This window comes from Streptomyces similanensis (assembly GCF_039543625.1).
GTDB lineage: Bacteria > Actinomycetota > Actinomycetes > Streptomycetales > Streptomycetaceae > Streptomyces > Streptomyces similanensis.
Genome location: NZ_BAABKC010000157.1, coordinates 1 through 16,852 on the forward strand (window position 1 = coordinate 1; position 16,852 = coordinate 16,852).

Here is a 16,852-nt window from a genome sequence, read left to right on the forward strand (position 1 = left end):
TTCGTCGTTTCGGGGGTCGTTCGATGCCTGTTCGGGGTGGTGGATGGCGGCGTATCGGGTCTGGCGGGTTGCTCGGCAGGCGCCTCACCGCTGCCGGGGCATGCGAACCGGCCCCGGTCGCCCGGGGCTGGTGATGGTGCTGTGCGGCTGTGACGCTGCCCGATCAGAGGTTGGCCGGCGGATGCCGCCCCATGTCGAGTGGGGTGGGCATGTACGCCAGGTCATGATCTGGGGCAGCTGGAACGGATTCGAAGTCGGCGTCGGAGAGTCGGCTGCCAGTGCGCTCGTAGAGCCAGGTTTCCAGGATGTCCAGGTTTCCGATTGTCACCATGATCGCGATGAGGATCGTCTGGGCTACCTGGCCGGGCGCTCGGCGGTGCATGGGGTTCCCGATGTGCATGTCGGCGCTCTTGAGACGACCGTTGAGCCCCTCGTTGTGGGAGCGGATCGGTTTGTAGATCCGGTCCCAGGCGGGGCTGAGGTAGTGACTGTCCTGTCGGAACTTTGCGATCTTCAGGTCTCCGGCCGCGTCGGCGGGGACGCTGATCGCGGAGGCCCCGCAGACGGCGGGCAGCGCCTCCTTGCCGGGAGGGTCCGTCCACTCTCTGTCAGGGAGCTGGATGGTCGGGCGAGCCGAGGCGTGGCTGGCGCGGGAGCGGAGATCCGCCAGTTTGATCACGGTCTGAGGCGGGCCCGAGGCGGTCGGTTGAGTAGGGCGGAGGCGTTCTCGGCGTGGACAGTTCACCGAAGGGGACGGTCCGGCCGCCGGGCACTGCAGGCGCACGGTTCCACGGGCGTCGGCGTTCTGCTTGAGCTTGAGGAAGTAGGGCAGTCGCTCGGCGACCAGTGGCTTCAGATCGTCGAGCCGTCGGCGGAAGGTCTTGTCGTCCATGCCGTGAGTGGCCTGAGCCAAGGCGTTGGGGATGTTTGGGCAGGCGAGGGAACCGTCGATCAGTACGGCTCCTTGCCAACTGCCCTGGATGCCACGGTCAGCCGCTTTGTAGTCCAGGGCAAGGCGGTAGCCCAGTTGGCGTACGGGGATCTGAAAGTTCTCCGGCGAGCAGCCGGTGTATGCGCGATCTGCGGCACAGGTTCCTGCCGGCAGCCGAAGCTCGGCGAAGTGCTTCAGCATGGTGACCGCGTTCTCGCTCGTACGGACGGTCGGAGTGTCCAGGCTGAGACCGAGGCAGAGCTGTGGATAGGAGGGCGCGCGACGGCCCTTCGCGGCCCCTTCGCCTGTGCGGGAGTGGGCGGCGACGAGCAGGCTGGCGCTGTAGCCGAAGATGCCCTTGTCGGAGCCGCCGCTGAAGTGCCAGCCGGCGGTGATCTCAACGGAAGCTGTGCCCGAGCGGTCGCTGTCCGGGTCGGCCAGAACCGGGATCGAGGTGGCGTCTACTCCTACGTCACCGGCCCAGTGCCGCAGGTATCCGCGTTGCTGCGCCAGCCGGACCGGGACCAGTACGAGATCGTTCGCCAGCCGTTGGAGCCGGTTCGCGGCCGCGCGGCCGACAGCCTCGTCCCAGACCGCGGAGTAGACGTCCGCCTCCGCTTGGTCCAGGCGCCGGCGTCGGTCGCAGCGTGCCGGGTCGAGCGCGGTGGTGATCCGGTCCAGCCCCCGGTAGAGGCGACGACTGGCAGCTATGCACGCACGTGCCGTGGGCGGAGGCAACTCGGGGATGCCGAGCCAGGCGCGAGCTGCGGGCTGGAGACGGAAGTGCAGGATCCGCCAGGCGTCGGAGACCGTGGCTCGGCCCGTGTAGTACACGGCGAGCATCAGGCCGGCCAGCACGGTCCTCGGCCGCACGCCTGGTGGCCCAGGACGGCCTCGCAGCATGCCTTCCAGCTGCTGGGGCAGGCCGGAGCGGTCGAGGACGGTCAGCAGCTGGCCGACCTTCGAGTCTGGGATCTCGGTGAGCCGTCCAGGCCGCAGTCGTGGTCGCGCATGGCGGGCGGCCAGCTGATCGGCTTCAGGTCGCGCCCTCACGAGCGGCGGCCACGCAGCAATCGGATCACCTCCGCCCTGGGTAGTGGGGGCACCCAGTGGTGGTAGCCCGCCAAACCGGCAGGGGAGGCCATGCCCGCGGCGGAAGCGACCGCCTCCGGACTGATGCCCTCGGAAAGCCGGCCGACGATCCACGTCGACCGCAACCGCCGAGCGGAGAGCGTCGGCAGACCCGCGTGGGGCCGATGGCGGGCAGGCCAGGACGAGACGAGGTTCTTGGCTGCCGCGACCTTCCGTCCCGGCCGGAAGAGGAATCCGGGTCCGGAGGCCTCTGCCAGCTCGGCCAGCGTGCCTTCCCAGTCGGAGTGGCACGCCACCAGTCGGCCGAGCAGCTCCTCCTCCAGCACCGCGACCCCGCCGGAGGTCACGCGAACATGGCTGCCTCGCATGGGCGGGACCTCGCCCGGCATCAGGCCACACCCGGCTCCGAGCGTCATGAGGGCGAGGCCGTCGAGTCGAGCCTGGTCCGGCAGATGATTCGCCCAATCCCGCAGGCGAGCCAACTCCCCGGCAGCATAAGGCGGCTGAGGCGTGCGAGGCGAGGAAAGCCGAGCCGGAGGGGCCTCTCCGCGCTGGACCCACACCAGAGCCTCCCGTGCCCGCCGCAGCCAGGTCCGGTAGGTCAGTACTGTCGAGTCTTTTGCCGCAACGCAGCCCGACAGGATGAAGGCGTCGATCGTCTCGGTCCGCAGCCAGGTTCCGGGGTCGCGCGGCAGCCCGCTCCGGTCCGCCCAGACCGCGATCCGGCCGATCACATGCAGCAGATGCTCCGCCGCGTAGCAGGTGGCCGGAGCTGTCGCCGCCACGGTGGCTCTCACCAGCTCGGCGACCGGCGCCCACTGCCGATGCGGCAGTCGGGGTCGGTAGTCGCGGATCTTGCTGGAGACCTCCGAGCTCAGTGTCACAGACCAACAGAACCGGCTGGACAAGCAGCCAGTGAAGACGTCGAAGGCGATCTTCACGGAAAGGAGTGCATCGACATGGTCGGAGGTTTGGCCCGCAAGACCGCGCCGAGAGACCTTGCCCGCGATCCGGAATCCTGGCCCGACTCCGCCGTCGACGACGTCGCCGCCAGAGTCGTCCAGGCCATCGCCCGCGAGCTCGCGCTCGCCCTGGAGCGCGAGAAGCGAAGCCTGCGGAAGGTCTCCACCGGATCCGGGGTCAACCGGCAGGCTATTGCCGACCTGCTCGCCGGCCGGTGCTGGCCGGACGTCGTCACCGTTGCCCGCCTGGAAGATTTCCTCGCCGTCCCGCTCTACCCACGGGACGGAATGCGCAGTACGCAACAAAATCGGCCTTCCCGTCCCCAGGGAAACCTGTCCCAGGGAACGACGAAATAGGCCACGCGCCCCCGAGGCGAGGCGGATTGCTCTAGCCTCGGGGATGCGTGAGCCACTACGAGGGTCCACGTCACTGGCTCCGAAGAGGGTCCAAGCTCAACGGAGCCCGTCCCCTCCTCCCCGCAATGGGAGGAGGGGACGTCTCATGTTCGGGGCGGCGGTGTCAGGCGTCCCCTCCCTGCGATTCCGTGACCCGGCGGGCGGCGAAGGTGCCGATCGGGTGCTCCACGGCACGGTCGTTCTTCACTAGCCGCTTGCAGGTCCGGCGGGTCGTCTCGATGGGCGCCCGCCCTTCGTCGCCCTTGGTCGGGCGCCCAAGGGCCTCTGTGATGTCCTTGACCTTCATCGGCCGTCCGGCGCCCACGAGGATCTGCTCGACCGCCTGCATCAACTGCCCGGACGGCGACCGTGAAGGCCCGCTCTGCCTGACACGAGTCTCCTCTGGCGGCTTGCTCGGTTCCGACTCGTCGTCGGCGGACGCATCGCCGTCCTCGTGCTCCGCGCCAGCTTCCTGCTGGGAGCTTTGATCATCCTTGAACGGCGCCGAGCGACCCGCGACGAGCTCGGCGAGAGCTTCGCTCAGCTGATCGCGAGTGCTTGCGTACTTTGTCGCCTCGACTCGGAGATCCGCGAGCTCTGCTTCGAGCTCCGAGATCCGCGCCAGCGTCCGATCAGTCTTGCCGGAGTAGATCTCCACAGCCGTCCGCAGCCCGGGAGCCGCATCCGGCTCGCCCGCCTCTGTGAAGTCCATCCGCCCCTCCTCGGCCCTCCCGTACGACAGGACAACGGCAGTCATCGTAGGGAATGCCAGTCGTGCCCGGCAGCTAAATGACCAACGAAGTCTGGCAGTTGAGGCGCGGCGGAGCGTGAGTCTGATGTCTGGCGTCCCTGACCTGCGTGTCTGCGGCGCCAGTCGTAATGCTTAACATCGTCAACAGTTACGGCAGATCAGGCTCTGTCGCGATTCCTGACGCCACGTCTTCGAGGACGAGGTCCGGAAGGATGGCCAGTCCCAGACTCTGAAGATCCACGTTCGGGCTGGCTGCCTTCTCTGCAACGCGGGGCGACCAGGAGGCCAGCCCGCTCAGTGCAGGTACCAAGCCTTCTCGGTTGTCACTGAGCAGGGCTGCCACGAGCGACACGACATCGGCGCGGGAGCTGCCTGCTGGAGTCGGGAGAACGGCCAGCCCTGAGAGTGCGCGCTGGTCACGAGAGCCACAGAGCGCCGTGAGGGCGGCGAGAGCGAATCGGACGGCATCGCTCTCGTTCTCCCAGCGGGACAGCAGTCTCGGCAGCCCGCTGCCGATGGCCCGCCGTGTCAGGTACTCAGCTGCAGACTCCTCCCAGCCACCCCCGAGTGCGGTGATGCGATCGGCCAGGGAGACCTCTGCAGCCGGCCCCGAAGCAGCAAGCCGCAACAGGTCGCCGAGCAGAACCAGCCGGCTGCCGGGCGCGACGTTGTCGTCGCAGACCAGCTCCATGAGGAACGGGACAGCCTCGACGGTGGTGTCGGTGCAGGTGCCTTGGTGGGCCACAGCATCCGCGAGATCACCGAGGAACTCACCCGTCGACCCATAGGGCTCGCCGAACGCGAACTCCTCATCGAGTAGCCACCCCACGGCATCCGGAACGTCCTCCGCGCTGCCGTACATGCGCTCTGCGACCGCCACCACGGCTTGGACCACCGCTGCGGGCTCACCGACCTCACTGCACTTCCACGGCGGACCGGCCGGAGGTCGCACGGAATCCTTGGGCAGAGGACTCGGAAGGGCGACCTCGGCGTCGGCTTGTTCATGGACCAGGCCGTCCCGTTGGAAGACTCTTTCGGCAGTGACGGCATGTCCCTCGCTGTACCCCTGCTGGAAACCGCAGTGGGCACGGGCCACACGGGCCATCCGAGTCCGCTCACTCCGGAGGAACGGCTCGAGAGCCATGCGCTCGTACCCGCTGTAGACGGCCAGCGAGAAGACCTGCCACCACCCCTCCAGTTCCGGGTCCATCGACGGCTTTCCGTACCAGAAGCTCGATGGAACGAACCGGAAGTGATCGTGGGCGCGCACTGCCGTCAGACGGTGGCCCATCCCGGAAAGCTCGGCCGCGGCGGCGCGGGCAGCATCCTCACTCGGCAGGCTCAGCGTGTACTGGACTCCCCAGGCGGGAGGTGCCGCGCTCATCAGCTGCACTGCCAGGTGAACATCGCCCGCTCGAAGCGCCGCTCGGCCAAGCCTTCCGGGCGGATCAGCCAGTACAGGGCTCCGGCATCGTGCAGACCAAGCCACTTCTCGGCGACCTCAGGAGAAAGATGCTGCAAGGCGAGAGAGCGCAGGGTGTCTCGGAAACCATGTGTCATGCGCTCGATCATCCACGGCACCGCTGACAGAAACCTCGGCTCCCCTCCTGCAAGGGCCTCTGCCGCTGTGCAGCACAGATTTCGCGTGCCTCACGGCGAGGGACGGCGGACGTTCAGCGGGAGAACCAGGCGCGCCCGGCAGCGGCCGGGCGGGTGAAGACGTCGCCGAACTCTCCGTGTACGAAGGCTCGGATGGCCTCAGCGACCTGGTGGGCGCCAGAGGGGGACGCCGGAGCCATGACCGGCATACGGCGGACGTGCATGTCACTGAAGGCGAAGAACCAGCCTCCGTCGTTCGAGATGGCGACGAGGATGTCGGAGTCGCCACTCCGTCCACCTCGCGGGGTGGCGGGGCCGCGGTCTACGACCACATAGTCGCGGCGTGCGCCGAGCTGGGCCCTGAGGCCGATCTCCTCGGAGACCAGAGCCTCGAACAGGAAGCCCGTCAGGGAAGTGACCTCCGCGTCGGTGCGCTCCATCTCCAGGTCGCGCTCGTACGGGCAGGCGGCAAGGTCGAGCACGCCTTCAACCATGTTCTCTGTCCAGCTCCACTGGGCGGGCGGCACGGAGTGCTCACCGCCGATGGCCGACAGGCTGGTCAGCAGCTCGGCGGCGTGCTCCAAGACGCTCGGTACGTACAAGGCGGGGAGCCTATCGGCCGCGGCCTCGACGGCGGCGTACGCCTCGGCGGAAAAGATCGGGCGGTCGTCGGCGATGGAGTTGTAGGTGATGCTCATGCTTCCCTCTCATGTGGCCCGGGGCCGGTGTCGACGGCCCCGGCTCCATGCTGTCGTCCCGTGGCGCCCGAGCGGGCCGAAATGGGGGACAACGGTTCGTCTGGGCGTAGCCGCCAAAGATGCAAGTTTGGCCTGACCAGCCGGAGCTACGGGTGCTCAAGTTGAACTTCCACCCCCGCTGTTCATGGTGCTTGTCCGGTGCAGCCTTCAGCCGCACCGGACAACCATCACCTCTCCGCTCAACTCCATGCCTGGAGACGGAAAGAACTGGCAGGATGGTTCGTCTGGGGCGGGACGCACCGTTTGCGGTGCTGAGTGAGGAGTGGTGCGTGGGGGCACAGCAGTTGATCAACCATCGTTTCCTGCTGCTGCCCCAGGATCCGCGAGCCGGGGGGCTGTCTGAGGTCCGCAAGGCGGTGGACACCAGTGGTGCGGCTGGGGACTACGCGGCTGTGAAGCTGCTCAAGCAGCGCGACGACCAAGCCATCAAGACGTTCCTGTCACGCGAGACCGACTCACTCAAGGCTCTGCATCACCCGAACATTGTGCGAATGCTCGACTCCGGCTGGGACGCCGACCTCGGCCGGTACTTTATTGCGCTGGAATGGGTCGACCGCAGCCTCAAGGACGACATGACCGACGGCAGGCCAGTCGGTTGGACGTCGTTCTTCACCCGTACCGGCAAGCCGCTCGCGGCCGCTCTGGCCCACGCGCACGCGCTGCGGATCGAGCACCGGGACATCAAGCCCGGAAACGTCCTGCTCACCGAGGACGGCACGCCCAAGCTGGCCGACTTCGGCATCGCCAAGATCTGGTCCAAGGCTTCCGCCGTCACCGACGCAACGGTGGCGGAGTTCCGCTCCAACCTCTACGCCCCGCCCGAGCAGGAAGACACGATCCCCTACGTCCGGGACGTCTACGGATACGGTGTCCTCGCTATCCAGGTCCTCTCGGGCGGCAAGGCGCGGGACTATCCCGATCTCGCGGAGGTCCTCGCCGAGCTTGATCTCGACACGGAGGTCCGTTCGATCCTGCGGTCCTGTATTGACTTCGACCCCAGGAAGCGTCCCGCGAACGCGACCGTGCTCGAACAGCGCCTGCTCGAGGCCGAGCGGGTCTCCCACGACCAGCAGGCCCGCCGCAGCAACTTCGTATGGCTCAAACTGACCCGCCGTGCGGCCGAAACCCTGAGCAACGTTCCCGCTGGTACGGAGCCGGACTGGGACGTGGCGAAGTCCGAGGTCCTCGCAGACCTGGCCGGTGCCGTCCACGCTGACTACGGACACAATCCGAAGACGGACGAGATCGACCAGGGCACCCTGCGGGTCTTCGGGCGCTCCTGGTTCCTCCGGCTCGTCGAGGACGAGAACCAGAGCGATCGGTGTGTGATCCTCGCGGCCGACGCCAGGGGAGAGGAGTGGATGGCCAAGCGGCGTGAGCGGTCGGCGCCGATCGGCCCGGTCCTCACCTGGACCTTCGACGACCCCGGCGAGGACCCCGCCTACGACGGCCTAACCTTCCTTCTCGAGCGACTGGACGAGCATCTGGTCCGACGTGAGGAGGCAGCCCGGGCCGACAAGGATCAGCACCTGGGCGATCTCTTCGGAGGCTGGCGCCGGCTGCTCGAGGCTCGCGAGGAGGTCGCGGCCGGTGGCCGGCAGAACCTCGAGTACGAGCGCGTCACGGGGAGCGGGCGCAACCGGGTCTTCCGCCTGGCCATGCCCACCACCGCCACCCTGGTCGGTGAAGAATGGTCCGTGGCCACCAATTCCTACACCCGGCCTCTCGACCGTGGCGAGGTCACCGCTCAGACCGATGACACCCTCACCGTCCGCTTCCGGCGCCCTGACACCGTCCTTCCCGGCAGGGGTGTCCTCTTGCCGTACCTCGGCCCCAGCCAGAACGCCCTGAACCGGCAGCGCGACGCCCTGACCAACGTTGCGGCGGGTCAGACGACGAACCCGGCCCTGCGCGAGATCATCGAGAAACCTGCGGTCATCACGGTCCGGCCGCCGGCGGAGATCACCCATTGGTCTCGCACCGATCTCGACAAGAGCAAGCGCGAGGTCGTCGCCCACGCGCTTGGAAGCCAGGACATGCTGCTGGTCGAAGGCCCTCCAGGAACGGGAAAGACGACCGTCATCGCGGAGATCGTCGAGCAGGCTCTCAAGCGCGACCCGCATGCCCGCATCCTGATCGTCAGCCAGACCCACATCGCCATCGACAACGCGTTGAAGCGCATCGAAGACGCCGGCATCGGCGGGCTGGTGCGCCTCGGCCGCCCCGATGATCCGCGCGTCGCCGCCAATGTGCAGCCGCTTCTCCTCGACAAGCAGGTGAAGCGGTGGACCCAGCAGGTCCGTACCCGGGCCGAGCGCTACCTCGACGAGATCGCCGCCCATAAGAACCTGAATGGCCGGCGCCTCAAGGCCGCGCTCATGCTGGAGGAGCTGGCCTCCGTCGCGGCCGACCTCGCCCACGTCACCCGGACGCTGGACGAGCTCACGGACCGGCCGGCACCGGACCGCACCACGTCCGCCCGCGAGCTCGGTGAGGAGCTGGTCTCGGCCCGGGACCGTCGTGACCAGCTCGTCGAGCAGCGCCGTGAGCTCTTCACCGCCGTCCAGCCCTTGCTCGCCGGCGAGATCACCATCCGCGAGAAACTGAGCGCCGCCGAGGCCCGCGACGCGGTCGAGCTGCTGCTTATGGATGCTCCGGGCTCCGCCGGCCAGGAACTCATGCGGCTGCTCCGCCTCCAGGGCGAGTGGTTGCAGCGCATCGGAACCGACCAGAACCTGATCACCGCGTTCCTGCGCACCTGCCCGGTCGTCGCCGGCACCGCGCTGGGCTTCCTCGGTCACCCCGCCGCCCGTGACCTGGAATTCGACCTGTGCATCTTCGATGAGGCGTCCAAGGCCACCGCCACCGAAGCGCTCGTCCCTCTCGCCAGGGCCAAGCGCTGGGTATTGGTGGGAGACACCGCACAGCTGCCTCCGGTCGACGAGGACCTGCTGCGCGACCCCAAGATCATGGCCGACCACCAGCTCGTCCCCGAGCTGGTCACCACCACGCTCTTTGAATATCTCGTCCGCAACACCGAGTTCCCGGTCCGACACATGCTGCGCGAGCAGTACCGCATGACCCCGGCCATCGGGAAGCTGATCTCCAACTGTTTCTACCGCGACGAGCTCCTCTCCCTGAATGACCACGCGTTGCCCGGTTACGAGATCGTGGGCAAGCCCGTGACCTGGCTCGATACGTCGAAACTTCCCGGCCGTCGTGAGTCTGAGCGCAGCGCGACACAGACCAGCATCTCCAACCGCGTCGAAGCCCAACTGGCCGTGCGCCGTCTGGAGGTCATAGATCAGGCCATCGGCAAGAACGTCATCAAGGTTCCGGACGACCGGAAGCTCGACGTTCTGCTCATCGCCCCGTACGGCCGTCAGGTCGAAGAGCTGGACCGCCAGCTGACCTACGCCAAGCTCAAGTACCTCACCGTCGAAGTGCTCTCTGTCGACGCCGTTCAGGGTCGCGAATGCGACCTAGCGGTCTTCTCAGTCACCCGGAGTAACACCCGTTCGGAGTTCGGCTTCCTCGGCCAGCCGTACTGGAGGCGCATCAACGTGGCTCTCTCCCGTGCCCGCTTCGGCCTCACCATCGTCGGCGACGCGGCCTTCTGCCGCAGCACGCCCGGTGCCCTGCGCGACGTACTTGACTACATGCGTCACCACCCCGAGGAGTGCGAGATCCGCGATGCCTGACTTCAGCCCCGACAGCCTCCTCGCGGTCCGTTTCGACGACGCCCGCTCCGGCTTGGAGCTCGTCGCCGTTGTCGACGCCGCTCTGCCTGTGGCTCTTGTTACCGCCGATGTTCTCGCGCAGGACCGGAAGCGGCTGCCACTGCTCGACGAGTTCGTCCTGCGCCTGGTCAACAACAAGGTCACCACCGAGCAGGCGATCTCCGGCCTCCTAGGCGTGCCCGAGCGCATGGTCACCCAGACCGTGGCCCAGCACTTCTCGGACGACTACCTCACGTATGCCCGGCCCCTCGCAGGGGCAGACCCGGCCGACCGGAACCTGCGCCTGACCGGACGGGGAGAGCAGACCGCCCGCGAACTGGCCGCGATCACTCCTGTACGCGTCGAGCAACCGCTCGTCTACGACCAGCTGCTGTGGAAGGCCAGGCCCTACGACCGACACACCGTCATACCCCGTGGTCAGGCCGAGGAGCAGGACATGATCCTCCTGCCTGCCGCCAAGAGCGGACCGGTCGAGCCGGGCGACATCTCGGCTGCAGACATCAACGCTCTACTCCGGGAACGCGGCAACAACGACCGTGAAGTGCTTCAGGTCAGAGGCATCACACAGACCAGGGCCCGCCGGGTGGTCCCGGCCAAGATCCTCGTCTACTCGAACCCTGATCGGACCGACATCGAACTGGGCGTCGTCGTCGACGGCGAGCTCAGCCACGCGCACGAGCTCGCGCTGATCACGGCCGGCGGGGCGAAGGCGCTCGGCATCACGGTGGAACCCGCGCCCGAGCGGCCGATTCTCGAGCCCGAGCTCGAGCAGGTCCGTGTCCCGCTCAGCGAGGTCACCCAGCGACGCGCCGAGCGAGCCGCAGCACAGCTCAGCTCGTCGAGCCCGCTGTCCGCCGTTGTTCCCGAGCCCGTGTCTGCGGAGCCGGAGATCCGGGCGATCGGCGTGTTCGAGCACCCCGACATCCTCGACGAGGCACTCACCCATGCCCGGAACCGGATCCTGATCATCTCGCCGTGGATCAAACAGGCGATCATCACTACCGAGTTCCTGAGCAAGCTCGAGAAGCGTCTTCGCAGCGGGGTCCGGGCAGACATCGCCTACGGCTACGAGGAGAACGACACCAAGTCGGATCCCATCGCTATCCGGCGGCTCGAGAACCTTGCCGCGCGCTACCCTGACAAGTTCGCGTTTTCACGCCTCCGGAGCACCCACGCCAAGGTCCTGGTCTTCGACGACGTGTGGGTGACCACGAGCTTCAACTGGCTCTCCTTCAGGGGCGACCGCAACCGCAGCTACCGCATGGAGGAGGGAAGCCTCATTCATGACAAAAAGCATGCGGACGCCAAGTATCAGCGCTATCTCGATCTGATTGGACAACAACGCCAATAGGCGGTCGGGATTGCTCGGTAATATGGGCCGCAGCCGGTAGTTGTTCAGTCCGGCGACGATCAGCCCAGGCAGTCGAAAGTTGGCAGCTCCTCCGCAACACTCTCAGCCGCTCAGATCCTCAAGGTGTGTCCCACCAGTCCCAGAGTCTTGAAGATCCACGTTCGGGCTGGCTGCCTTCTCTGCGACACTGGGCAGCTAGGCAGTGCAAGGTGCCCCTCTCGGTCGTCACTGCGCGGCGCTCCGCCGCCGTGCACGGGCACAGACTTGGCTGTCGCCGTGTCCAGAGTTAACCCGCGTCGTTGATAGCGGAGGACTCGCTGTCTGGCTGTTCGCCGCCGAGTTTGCTGCGGAGGGAGTCGCGGCGAGGTCCAGGTCGCCGAACTGCCGGCCACTGCTCGGCTGCGGAGCGGTTGGCCTCGTCCAGGGCATCGCTGTTTAGTGCGCGGTAGTCCCGCATGATGCCAGCAACAAACTCGGGGGACAGGTCGGCATGAACCACGAGGGCCGCGAGCAAGTGGGATCGATTGATGTTCTCGCCAGCGGCGATCCCTGCGGCGACCAGCTGGTCGAGACGCTCATTGACGGCGTCGGGCCATGCGATGAGAGTGTTGCGGCGCTCCGCTCGCCACAGCAACTCCATACTGCGCCCCCTCTGGCCTCAAACCTATACCCGATATATATTGACCCCATGGTGACCACGCTGCAAGCCCGACCGCGGGTTCGCCGGACGGAAGACTCCGAGCCCTCCAAGCCCGTGCGGATTGCTGGCCGTGTACTGAAGCCCACGCCGGTGTTCGACACCTACTGGCGGTTCGCGGCCGCGCGGCAGCAGGTGTACCTGGCGCGCTTGGGGGAGGCCCAGGCGCCGGTGGTACCGGACCCCGTCCTCGCCCAGCATCGGTTTACCAACTGCTTTCGGGCGGCTGATCGGGTCAGCCAGTATTTGATCGGCCACGTGTCTTACCGCGGTGACCAGGCATGGGAGGAAGTGTTCTTCCGTACGTTGCTGTTCAAGGTCTTCAACAGGATCCAGACCTGGCAACTTCTTGAAGGGCACCTGGGCGAGGTCACTTGGCAGGGCTACGACTATCGCGCCGTGGACCAAGTGCTGTCGCGGGCATTCGCATCCGGGGAACGGCTGTACTCCGCTGCGTACATCACCCCGCCCCCGAAGCTGGGGGAGCAGCGCAAGCACCGTAACCACCTACGCCTGCTTGAGATGCTGATGGACCAAGGGGCGCCTGAGCGCGTGGGACAGGCTGCGTCCATGCAAGAGGCTTATCAGGTGCTGTTGGGCTTTCCGGCGCTCGGCCCTTTCCTGGCTTATCAGTACCTGATCGACCTCAACTATGCGGCAGGGCTGTCGTTCTCCGAGATGGACTTCGTCGTTCCCGGCCCGGGTGCCCGCGACGGCATCCGCAAGTGCTTCGGCGCCGCCGCGAGCGGCATTGAGGCCGAGGTGATCCGCTACATGGCGGACGCCCAGGAGGAGCACTTTGCCCGCCTCGGACTTATCTTCACGGGACTGCGCGGGCGCCCCTTGCAATTGATCGACTGCCAGAACCTGTTCTGCGAAGTCGACAAGTATGCACGTGTGGTGCATCCAGACATCGCGGGCATCAGCGGCCGCAGTCGCATCAAGCAGTTGTATCGCCCGGATAGTGCCCTCCTGACTGCCTGGTTCCCGCCCAAGTGGGGCATCAACTCGTAGTTCCCACACGAGTTGACGGTTTTTGTGCCGGTCAGGCCACTAGCCGGGCCTGGCCTCGGAGAATCGGACGCAGGGCCGAGATGTCGCGCTCGATCTGGGCATGACCGGCGATCACTGTCAGTGCGCCGGCGGACACCCCGGCATGCTTCGCCAGGTAATCCAGTAGCCGCCCCAAGCCCAGGTAGTTGCCGTAGGCGCGGGTCACCATGTAGTGGCTGCGGTAGAGGGCCACGGCGTGCAGGACTCGGTCACGGTCCAGCTGGAAAGAGCAGTGGCTCAGGCACGGGAAGCCGCGCAACCCGTTGTCCTTCCCGGCGGCGTGTACCGGCGCAGACCATGTGCCTGTGTCCGCGTCTGCAGCGTGGTCGCCTCCGCTGAGGTCGGAGGCGGGCTCGTCGTCAGGATGAGCGATGTCCATCTCGTACGCCGCAGTCATCGGCCCCCTGCCCGCCGCCTGGCGGCGTATCCGGTCGATGAGCGCCGTCAGCTGGTCCACCGGGCCGTCCTCGCCGGGATAGGCCACGATGCGCCCGAAGTAGGTGCCAGTCTTGTTTCCGGGGTCGATGCGGCGCAGCCGCGGATACATGGTCCGGTACCGGCGCACCAGCTCTTCCGGGGTGCGGGAGACGGCCGCCAGCTCCGCGGGGAAGAGGGTGTTGGCCACCGTCTCGATCGGCGCGTATCCCCGCTCCTTGCGCATCTGGTCGAACTCGGCGCGCACCTGCGGATCCTCTGCCGCAGCGTTGGCGATTCGCACCACGGTGTGCAGGGCGTCTCGCTTCGGATTGCCGGGTACGTCGAGCTTCAGGCAGGCCTCCTGCCAGGCCAGCGACGTGTTCGCCTTGTCAACGATAAAGAGGGACATCACCGTGCTCCTGACGTTGGAGGTGTGCCAGTGGGACAGCAGTGCGAGGAAGAGCAACCGATACAGGAGGAGCGGCTCAGGCGGGCCACAGGCTCTGGATACCGTCGCGTGGGGACTGGCGCTCCAGGGTGAACTCCAACAGCCCGGTGACCCCGGGGAAGTGCACGGTGGCCGAGGCTGCACCGGTGAACATGTCAGTAACCTCTGCAATTCCAGAGGCCGAGTCATCACCAAAGGAGATCTGACCATAGGCATCCTCGGGGCGTTGCAGTGCCGGCGGCAGGGACTCAAACCTTGCCCTGGTATTGCTCAGGACCATCAGGTCGCCCGCATCGACCCTCACAGTGGCGCCGTGTGTGCCTGTGTCGATCAGGTGGACGTGGGCTTTCCCGGGCACGGTGTTGCCCGCGAGGTTCGCCTTGATGGAGGCTGGCTTGACCCGCAGCCACTCGGTCTTCTGCACCCGAGACAGCAGCCGTAGCCGGTGTAGGTGGTTCACCGTCCCGGCGTAGGAGGTGCCCAGAATGCGAGCGATCCGATAGGCATGCTCAGGGACCAGAGGACGATTTACCCCGACCTGGACCAGCGCGCTCTGGACAGCAGGCGGGGGCATCAGGAACCAGGCCGCGAACGCCTCTGCAACCTTCTCCTCGTCCGGCCAGGACCCGTCCCCCCACGTGCGAGCGCGGTCCAGCTCCTCGTCCAAAGATGTTCCGTGACCGGCTCGGTGGTGTCCCAACTCATGTGCGGCAGTGTGTCGTTGGGCAACAATGTCCAAGCTGGCATTCAGCAGTACTGCGGGCCCGTTGTCCCGCGGGGCGGCATACACCCCGAACAATCGCGGCATGGGCCGCGCCATCCCGACCATGCCGGCGCGCAGTAGTGCGCCGTACACGTCGACGTATCCGTTGCGGTCGATAGCCAGGTCGCGGTGTGCTTTTACGGCTTCCATCGCGGCGACCTTGTGGGCCACGTCCCAGTTCACTCCCCGCGCTCCCTCTCCTCCTCGCTTGCCCGTCGGAACTTCAAGAACTCGGCGAAGCTCAGCACTTCCTCCCAGTCGCCGTCGCTCAAGCCGACGAGGGCGCGCGGCAGCCCGGCCAGCGCATGCTCCCCCAGGTCGGCCTCCTCCTCTTTTGCGAGGAAGTAGGACACCGGCCGCATGTACAGGCGCGCGAGCTTCTTCAGCTCAAGGCTGTCCACCCGGCGAGCGCCTCGTTCGATGTCGCTGACTGCCGAGCGGGGGATACCGGTCATGTCGGAGACGTGCTGCTGCGACATGCCCAGGTAGTCGCGGGTGTTGCGCAGGCGCTCCCCGAGCAGTTCGAGCTCGGGGTCGCGGCCGCGAAGCGCGGCAGGTTCGGGGCTCATTGCTTTTTCCTCTCGTTGATCACTTTCAAGATGGTGGTGGCGAAGGTGCGCACCGACCGGGTAGAGCGGGCGGCCTCCTCGTCTGCGGGGACGCTGATGCCGTAGCGCTCCTCAATGCGCGTCAGGATCTCGACGATGAGGATGGAGTCGACTGGCAGCTCCTCGCTGGCCTCCTCCAGCTCCATCCGCAGCTCGTCGGGATCCCGGTCCTGTAGTTCGGCCAGGAACTCCACGACCACGGTGACGATGTCCTCCAGGGAGGGCTCGGTGGTGTTCAGCAGACTCTCCTGTCCGTCTGATTTTCCGGCAGCGCTGCTCTAGTATACGACACAAGTCGGGATTCCCGACCTGCGTGATGGAATTTCCGACAGGAGGAAGTTGTGGATCTCAACCGCTACCAGCAAGCCGCCATCAAGACGCTTCAGGATCCGGCCCCGGGGACCGACCCTGTCGTGGTGCCCCTCCTCGGCCTCGTCGGCGAGGTTGGCTCTCTCGCCACCGCCTACAAGAAGCGCCTTCGTGATGGGCCTGGCCTCGCCTCAGGGAAGCAGCACATGCGGGAAGAGCTTGGTGACGTCCTGTGGTACGTCGCCGCTCTCGCCCACCGCTTTGACCTCAACCTCGAAGACGTTGCCGCCGCCAACCTCGTCAAGATCAGTGACCGGTGGCGGCCCACCCCAGCTGCCGATCGCATCGTCTTTGACGCGCACTTTCCTGAGGGCGAGAGGCTTCCGCGGCAGGCCACCCTCACCTTCGCCCTCCATCAGCGAGACCGTGACGGGCGCACTGTCGCCGTCTTGACCCGCGATGGCACCCCCTGCGGCGACCCGCTGACCGATGCATCCCACATTGACGACGACTACCGCTTCCACGACATCTTCCATCTTGCTCACGCTGCCGTTCTTGGCTGGTCGCCCGTCTCCCGCTTCTTGCTGGGCTGCAAGCGCAAGAGTGACCCCAAGACTGACGAGGCCGAGGACGGCGGCCGGGCCATCGCCATCGAGGAGGGCATCTCCGCTCTTGTCTTCTCCTACGCGACCCGTCACGGCTACTTCGAGAACGTCCGCCACATCGATCACGAGTTCATCAAGACCATCACCTCCATGACTTCTCACCTCGAGGTCAGCGTTCTGCGCTCGGCGGACTGGGAGCAGGCGATCATGACGGGGTACGACGCCTGGCGGCAGCTTCGTGCCCAAGGCGGCGGAACCGTGCATCTGGATCTCGATCAGCAGACTCTGATGGTCGAGCCGTAGCCGAAGGTGCTGCTAGCTGCTGGCTTCGGTACCTCCGCAGCGGCTTGCCGCCATCGGCGGGAAACGATC

At 66.6% G+C, this 16,852-nt stretch carries 16 protein-coding genes; 5 read left to right on the forward strand and 11 right to left on the reverse strand.

The window, feature by feature from the left end; translation table 11 throughout:
* Window positions 1–163 precede the first annotated feature (163 nt).
* Both ABEB07_RS38735 and ABEB07_RS38740 read right to left on the reverse strand, forming a co-directional pair.
* Window positions 164–1,789 (reverse strand): hypothetical protein, encoded by a 1,626-nt coding sequence (locus ABEB07_RS38735; protein WP_345672737.1) that lies wholly within the window; start codon window positions 1,787–1,789, stop codon window positions 164–166.
* Between the two features lie 191 nt (window positions 1,790–1,980).
* Window positions 1,981–2,964 (reverse strand): hypothetical protein, encoded by a 984-nt coding sequence (locus ABEB07_RS38740; protein ID WP_345672739.1) that lies wholly within the window; start codon window positions 2,962–2,964, stop codon window positions 1,981–1,983.
* 30 nt (window positions 2,965–2,994) lie between these two features.
* On the opposite strand from ABEB07_RS38740, the gene ABEB07_RS38745 reads away from it, so the two are divergent.
* Complete coding sequence (locus ABEB07_RS38745) at window positions 2,995–3,342, forward strand: helix-turn-helix transcriptional regulator (RefSeq protein WP_345672740.1); 348 nt, start codon at window positions 2,995–2,997, stop codon at window positions 3,340–3,342.
* A 163-nt stretch (window positions 3,343–3,505) separates the two neighbouring features.
* Here the strand turns inward: ABEB07_RS38745 and ABEB07_RS38750 are convergent, their stop codons facing one another.
* The 4 genes from ABEB07_RS38750 to ABEB07_RS38765 all read right to left on the reverse strand — a co-directional run bounded on the left by ABEB07_RS38750 (window position 3,506) and on the right by ABEB07_RS38765 (window position 6,429).
* Window positions 3,506–4,093 (reverse strand): hypothetical protein, encoded by a 588-nt coding sequence (locus tag ABEB07_RS38750; RefSeq protein WP_345672741.1) that lies wholly within the window; start codon window positions 4,091–4,093, stop codon window positions 3,506–3,508.
* 187 nt (window positions 4,094–4,280) lie between these two features.
* Window positions 4,281–5,516 carry a hypothetical protein gene (locus tag ABEB07_RS38755; RefSeq protein ID WP_345672742.1) on the reverse strand — a complete coding sequence of 412 codons (1,236 nt, stop codon included), beginning with the start codon at window positions 5,514–5,516 and terminating at the stop codon, window positions 4,281–4,283.
* On the reverse strand, window positions 5,516–5,704 hold the full coding sequence (locus ABEB07_RS38760; RefSeq protein ID WP_345672743.1) for a DUF1963 domain-containing protein: 189 nt from the start codon (window positions 5,702–5,704) through the stop codon (window positions 5,516–5,518). The genes ABEB07_RS38755 and ABEB07_RS38760 overlap by 1 nt, the downstream gene beginning before the upstream one ends.
* A 101-nt stretch (window positions 5,705–5,805) precedes the next feature.
* Entirely contained in the window at window positions 5,806–6,429 is a 624-nt protein-coding gene (locus ABEB07_RS38765; RefSeq protein ID WP_345672745.1) for a hypothetical protein, read from the reverse strand.
* Between the two features lie 329 nt (window positions 6,430–6,758).
* Between ABEB07_RS38765 and ABEB07_RS38770 the strand changes: the two genes are divergently transcribed.
* Both ABEB07_RS38770 and ABEB07_RS38775 read left to right on the forward strand, forming a co-directional pair.
* The gene (locus tag ABEB07_RS38770) at window positions 6,759–10,190 is read left to right on the forward strand and encodes an AAA domain-containing protein (protein ID WP_345672747.1); all 3,432 of its coding nucleotides are present in this window, start codon (window positions 6,759–6,761) and stop codon (window positions 10,188–10,190) included.
* Complete coding sequence (locus ABEB07_RS38775; RefSeq protein ID WP_345672748.1) at window positions 10,183–11,580, forward strand: phospholipase D-like domain-containing protein; 1,398 nt, start codon at window positions 10,183–10,185, stop codon at window positions 11,578–11,580. The genes ABEB07_RS38770 and ABEB07_RS38775 overlap by 8 nt, the downstream gene beginning before the upstream one ends.
* A gap of 286 nt (window positions 11,581–11,866) precedes the next feature.
* Here the strand turns inward: ABEB07_RS38775 and ABEB07_RS38780 are convergent, their stop codons facing one another.
* Entirely contained in the window at window positions 11,867–12,220 is a 354-nt protein-coding gene (locus tag ABEB07_RS38780; protein ID WP_345672750.1) for a hypothetical protein, read from the reverse strand.
* A gap of 48 nt (window positions 12,221–12,268) precedes the next feature.
* On the opposite strand from ABEB07_RS38780, the gene ABEB07_RS38785 reads away from it, so the two are divergent.
* A complete protein-coding gene (locus ABEB07_RS38785; RefSeq protein WP_345672752.1) occupies window positions 12,269–13,291 on the forward strand; it encodes a nucleotide kinase domain-containing protein in 1,023 nt (340 codons plus the stop codon).
* A 31-nt stretch (window positions 13,292–13,322) separates the two neighbouring features.
* Here ABEB07_RS38785 and ABEB07_RS38790 read toward each other — a convergent pair whose 3' ends face one another.
* The 4 genes from ABEB07_RS38790 to ABEB07_RS38805 all read right to left on the reverse strand — a co-directional run bounded on the left by ABEB07_RS38790 (window position 13,323) and on the right by ABEB07_RS38805 (window position 15,766).
* Entirely contained in the window at window positions 13,323–14,156 is an 834-nt protein-coding gene (locus tag ABEB07_RS38790; protein ID WP_345672753.1) for a hypothetical protein, read from the reverse strand.
* A gap of 76 nt (window positions 14,157–14,232) precedes the next feature.
* Window positions 14,233–15,141, reverse strand: a complete 909-nt coding sequence (locus ABEB07_RS38795) for an ImmA/IrrE family metallo-endopeptidase (RefSeq protein ID WP_345672754.1) — start codon at window positions 15,139–15,141, stop codon at window positions 14,233–14,235.
* On the reverse strand, window positions 15,138–15,527 hold the full coding sequence (locus ABEB07_RS38800; protein WP_345672756.1) for a helix-turn-helix domain-containing protein: 390 nt from the start codon (window positions 15,525–15,527) through the stop codon (window positions 15,138–15,140). Before ABEB07_RS38800 ends, ABEB07_RS38795 begins: the two co-directional genes overlap by 4 nt.
* Window positions 15,524–15,766 (reverse strand): acyl carrier protein, encoded by a 243-nt coding sequence (locus ABEB07_RS38805; protein WP_229844273.1) that lies wholly within the window; start codon window positions 15,764–15,766, stop codon window positions 15,524–15,526. Before ABEB07_RS38805 ends, ABEB07_RS38800 begins: the two co-directional genes overlap by 4 nt.
* Before the next feature lie 141 nt (window positions 15,767–15,907).
* Here ABEB07_RS38805 and ABEB07_RS38810 point away from each other — a divergent pair, with 141 nt between their 5' ends.
* Window positions 15,908–16,783, forward strand: a complete 876-nt coding sequence (locus tag ABEB07_RS38810; RefSeq protein WP_345672758.1) for a nucleoside triphosphate pyrophosphohydrolase family protein — start codon at window positions 15,908–15,910, stop codon at window positions 16,781–16,783.
* The last annotated feature ends 69 nt before the right edge of the window (window positions 16,784–16,852 follow it).

Coding starts and splice junctions, on each gene's coding strand:
- ABEB07_RS38800 (WP_345672756.1), bottom strand. CDS start 15,527: ATGAGCCCCGAACCTGCCGCGCTTCGCGGCCGCGACCCCGAGCTCGAA.
- ABEB07_RS38785 (WP_345672752.1), top strand. CDS start 12,269: ATGGTGACCACGCTGCAAGCCCGACCGCGGGTTCGCCGGACGGAAGAC.
- ABEB07_RS38750 (WP_345672741.1), bottom strand. CDS start 4,093: ATGGACTTCACAGAGGCGGGCGAGCCGGATGCGGCTCCCGGGCTGCGG.
- ABEB07_RS38775 (WP_345672748.1), top strand. CDS start 10,183: ATGCCTGACTTCAGCCCCGACAGCCTCCTCGCGGTCCGTTTCGACGAC.
- ABEB07_RS38755 (WP_345672742.1), bottom strand. CDS start 5,516: ATGAGCGCGGCACCTCCCGCCTGGGGAGTCCAGTACACGCTGAGCCTG.
- ABEB07_RS38760 (WP_345672743.1), bottom strand. CDS start 5,704: ATGATCGAGCGCATGACACATGGTTTCCGAGACACCCTGCGCTCTCTC.
- ABEB07_RS38780 (WP_345672750.1), bottom strand. CDS start 12,220: ATGGAGTTGCTGTGGCGAGCGGAGCGCCGCAACACTCTCATCGCATGG.
- ABEB07_RS38765 (WP_345672745.1), bottom strand. CDS start 6,429: ATGAGCATCACCTACAACTCCATCGCCGACGACCGCCCGATCTTTTCC.
- ABEB07_RS38790 (WP_345672753.1), bottom strand. CDS start 14,156: ATGTCCCTCTTTATCGTTGACAAGGCGAACACGTCGCTGGCCTGGCAG.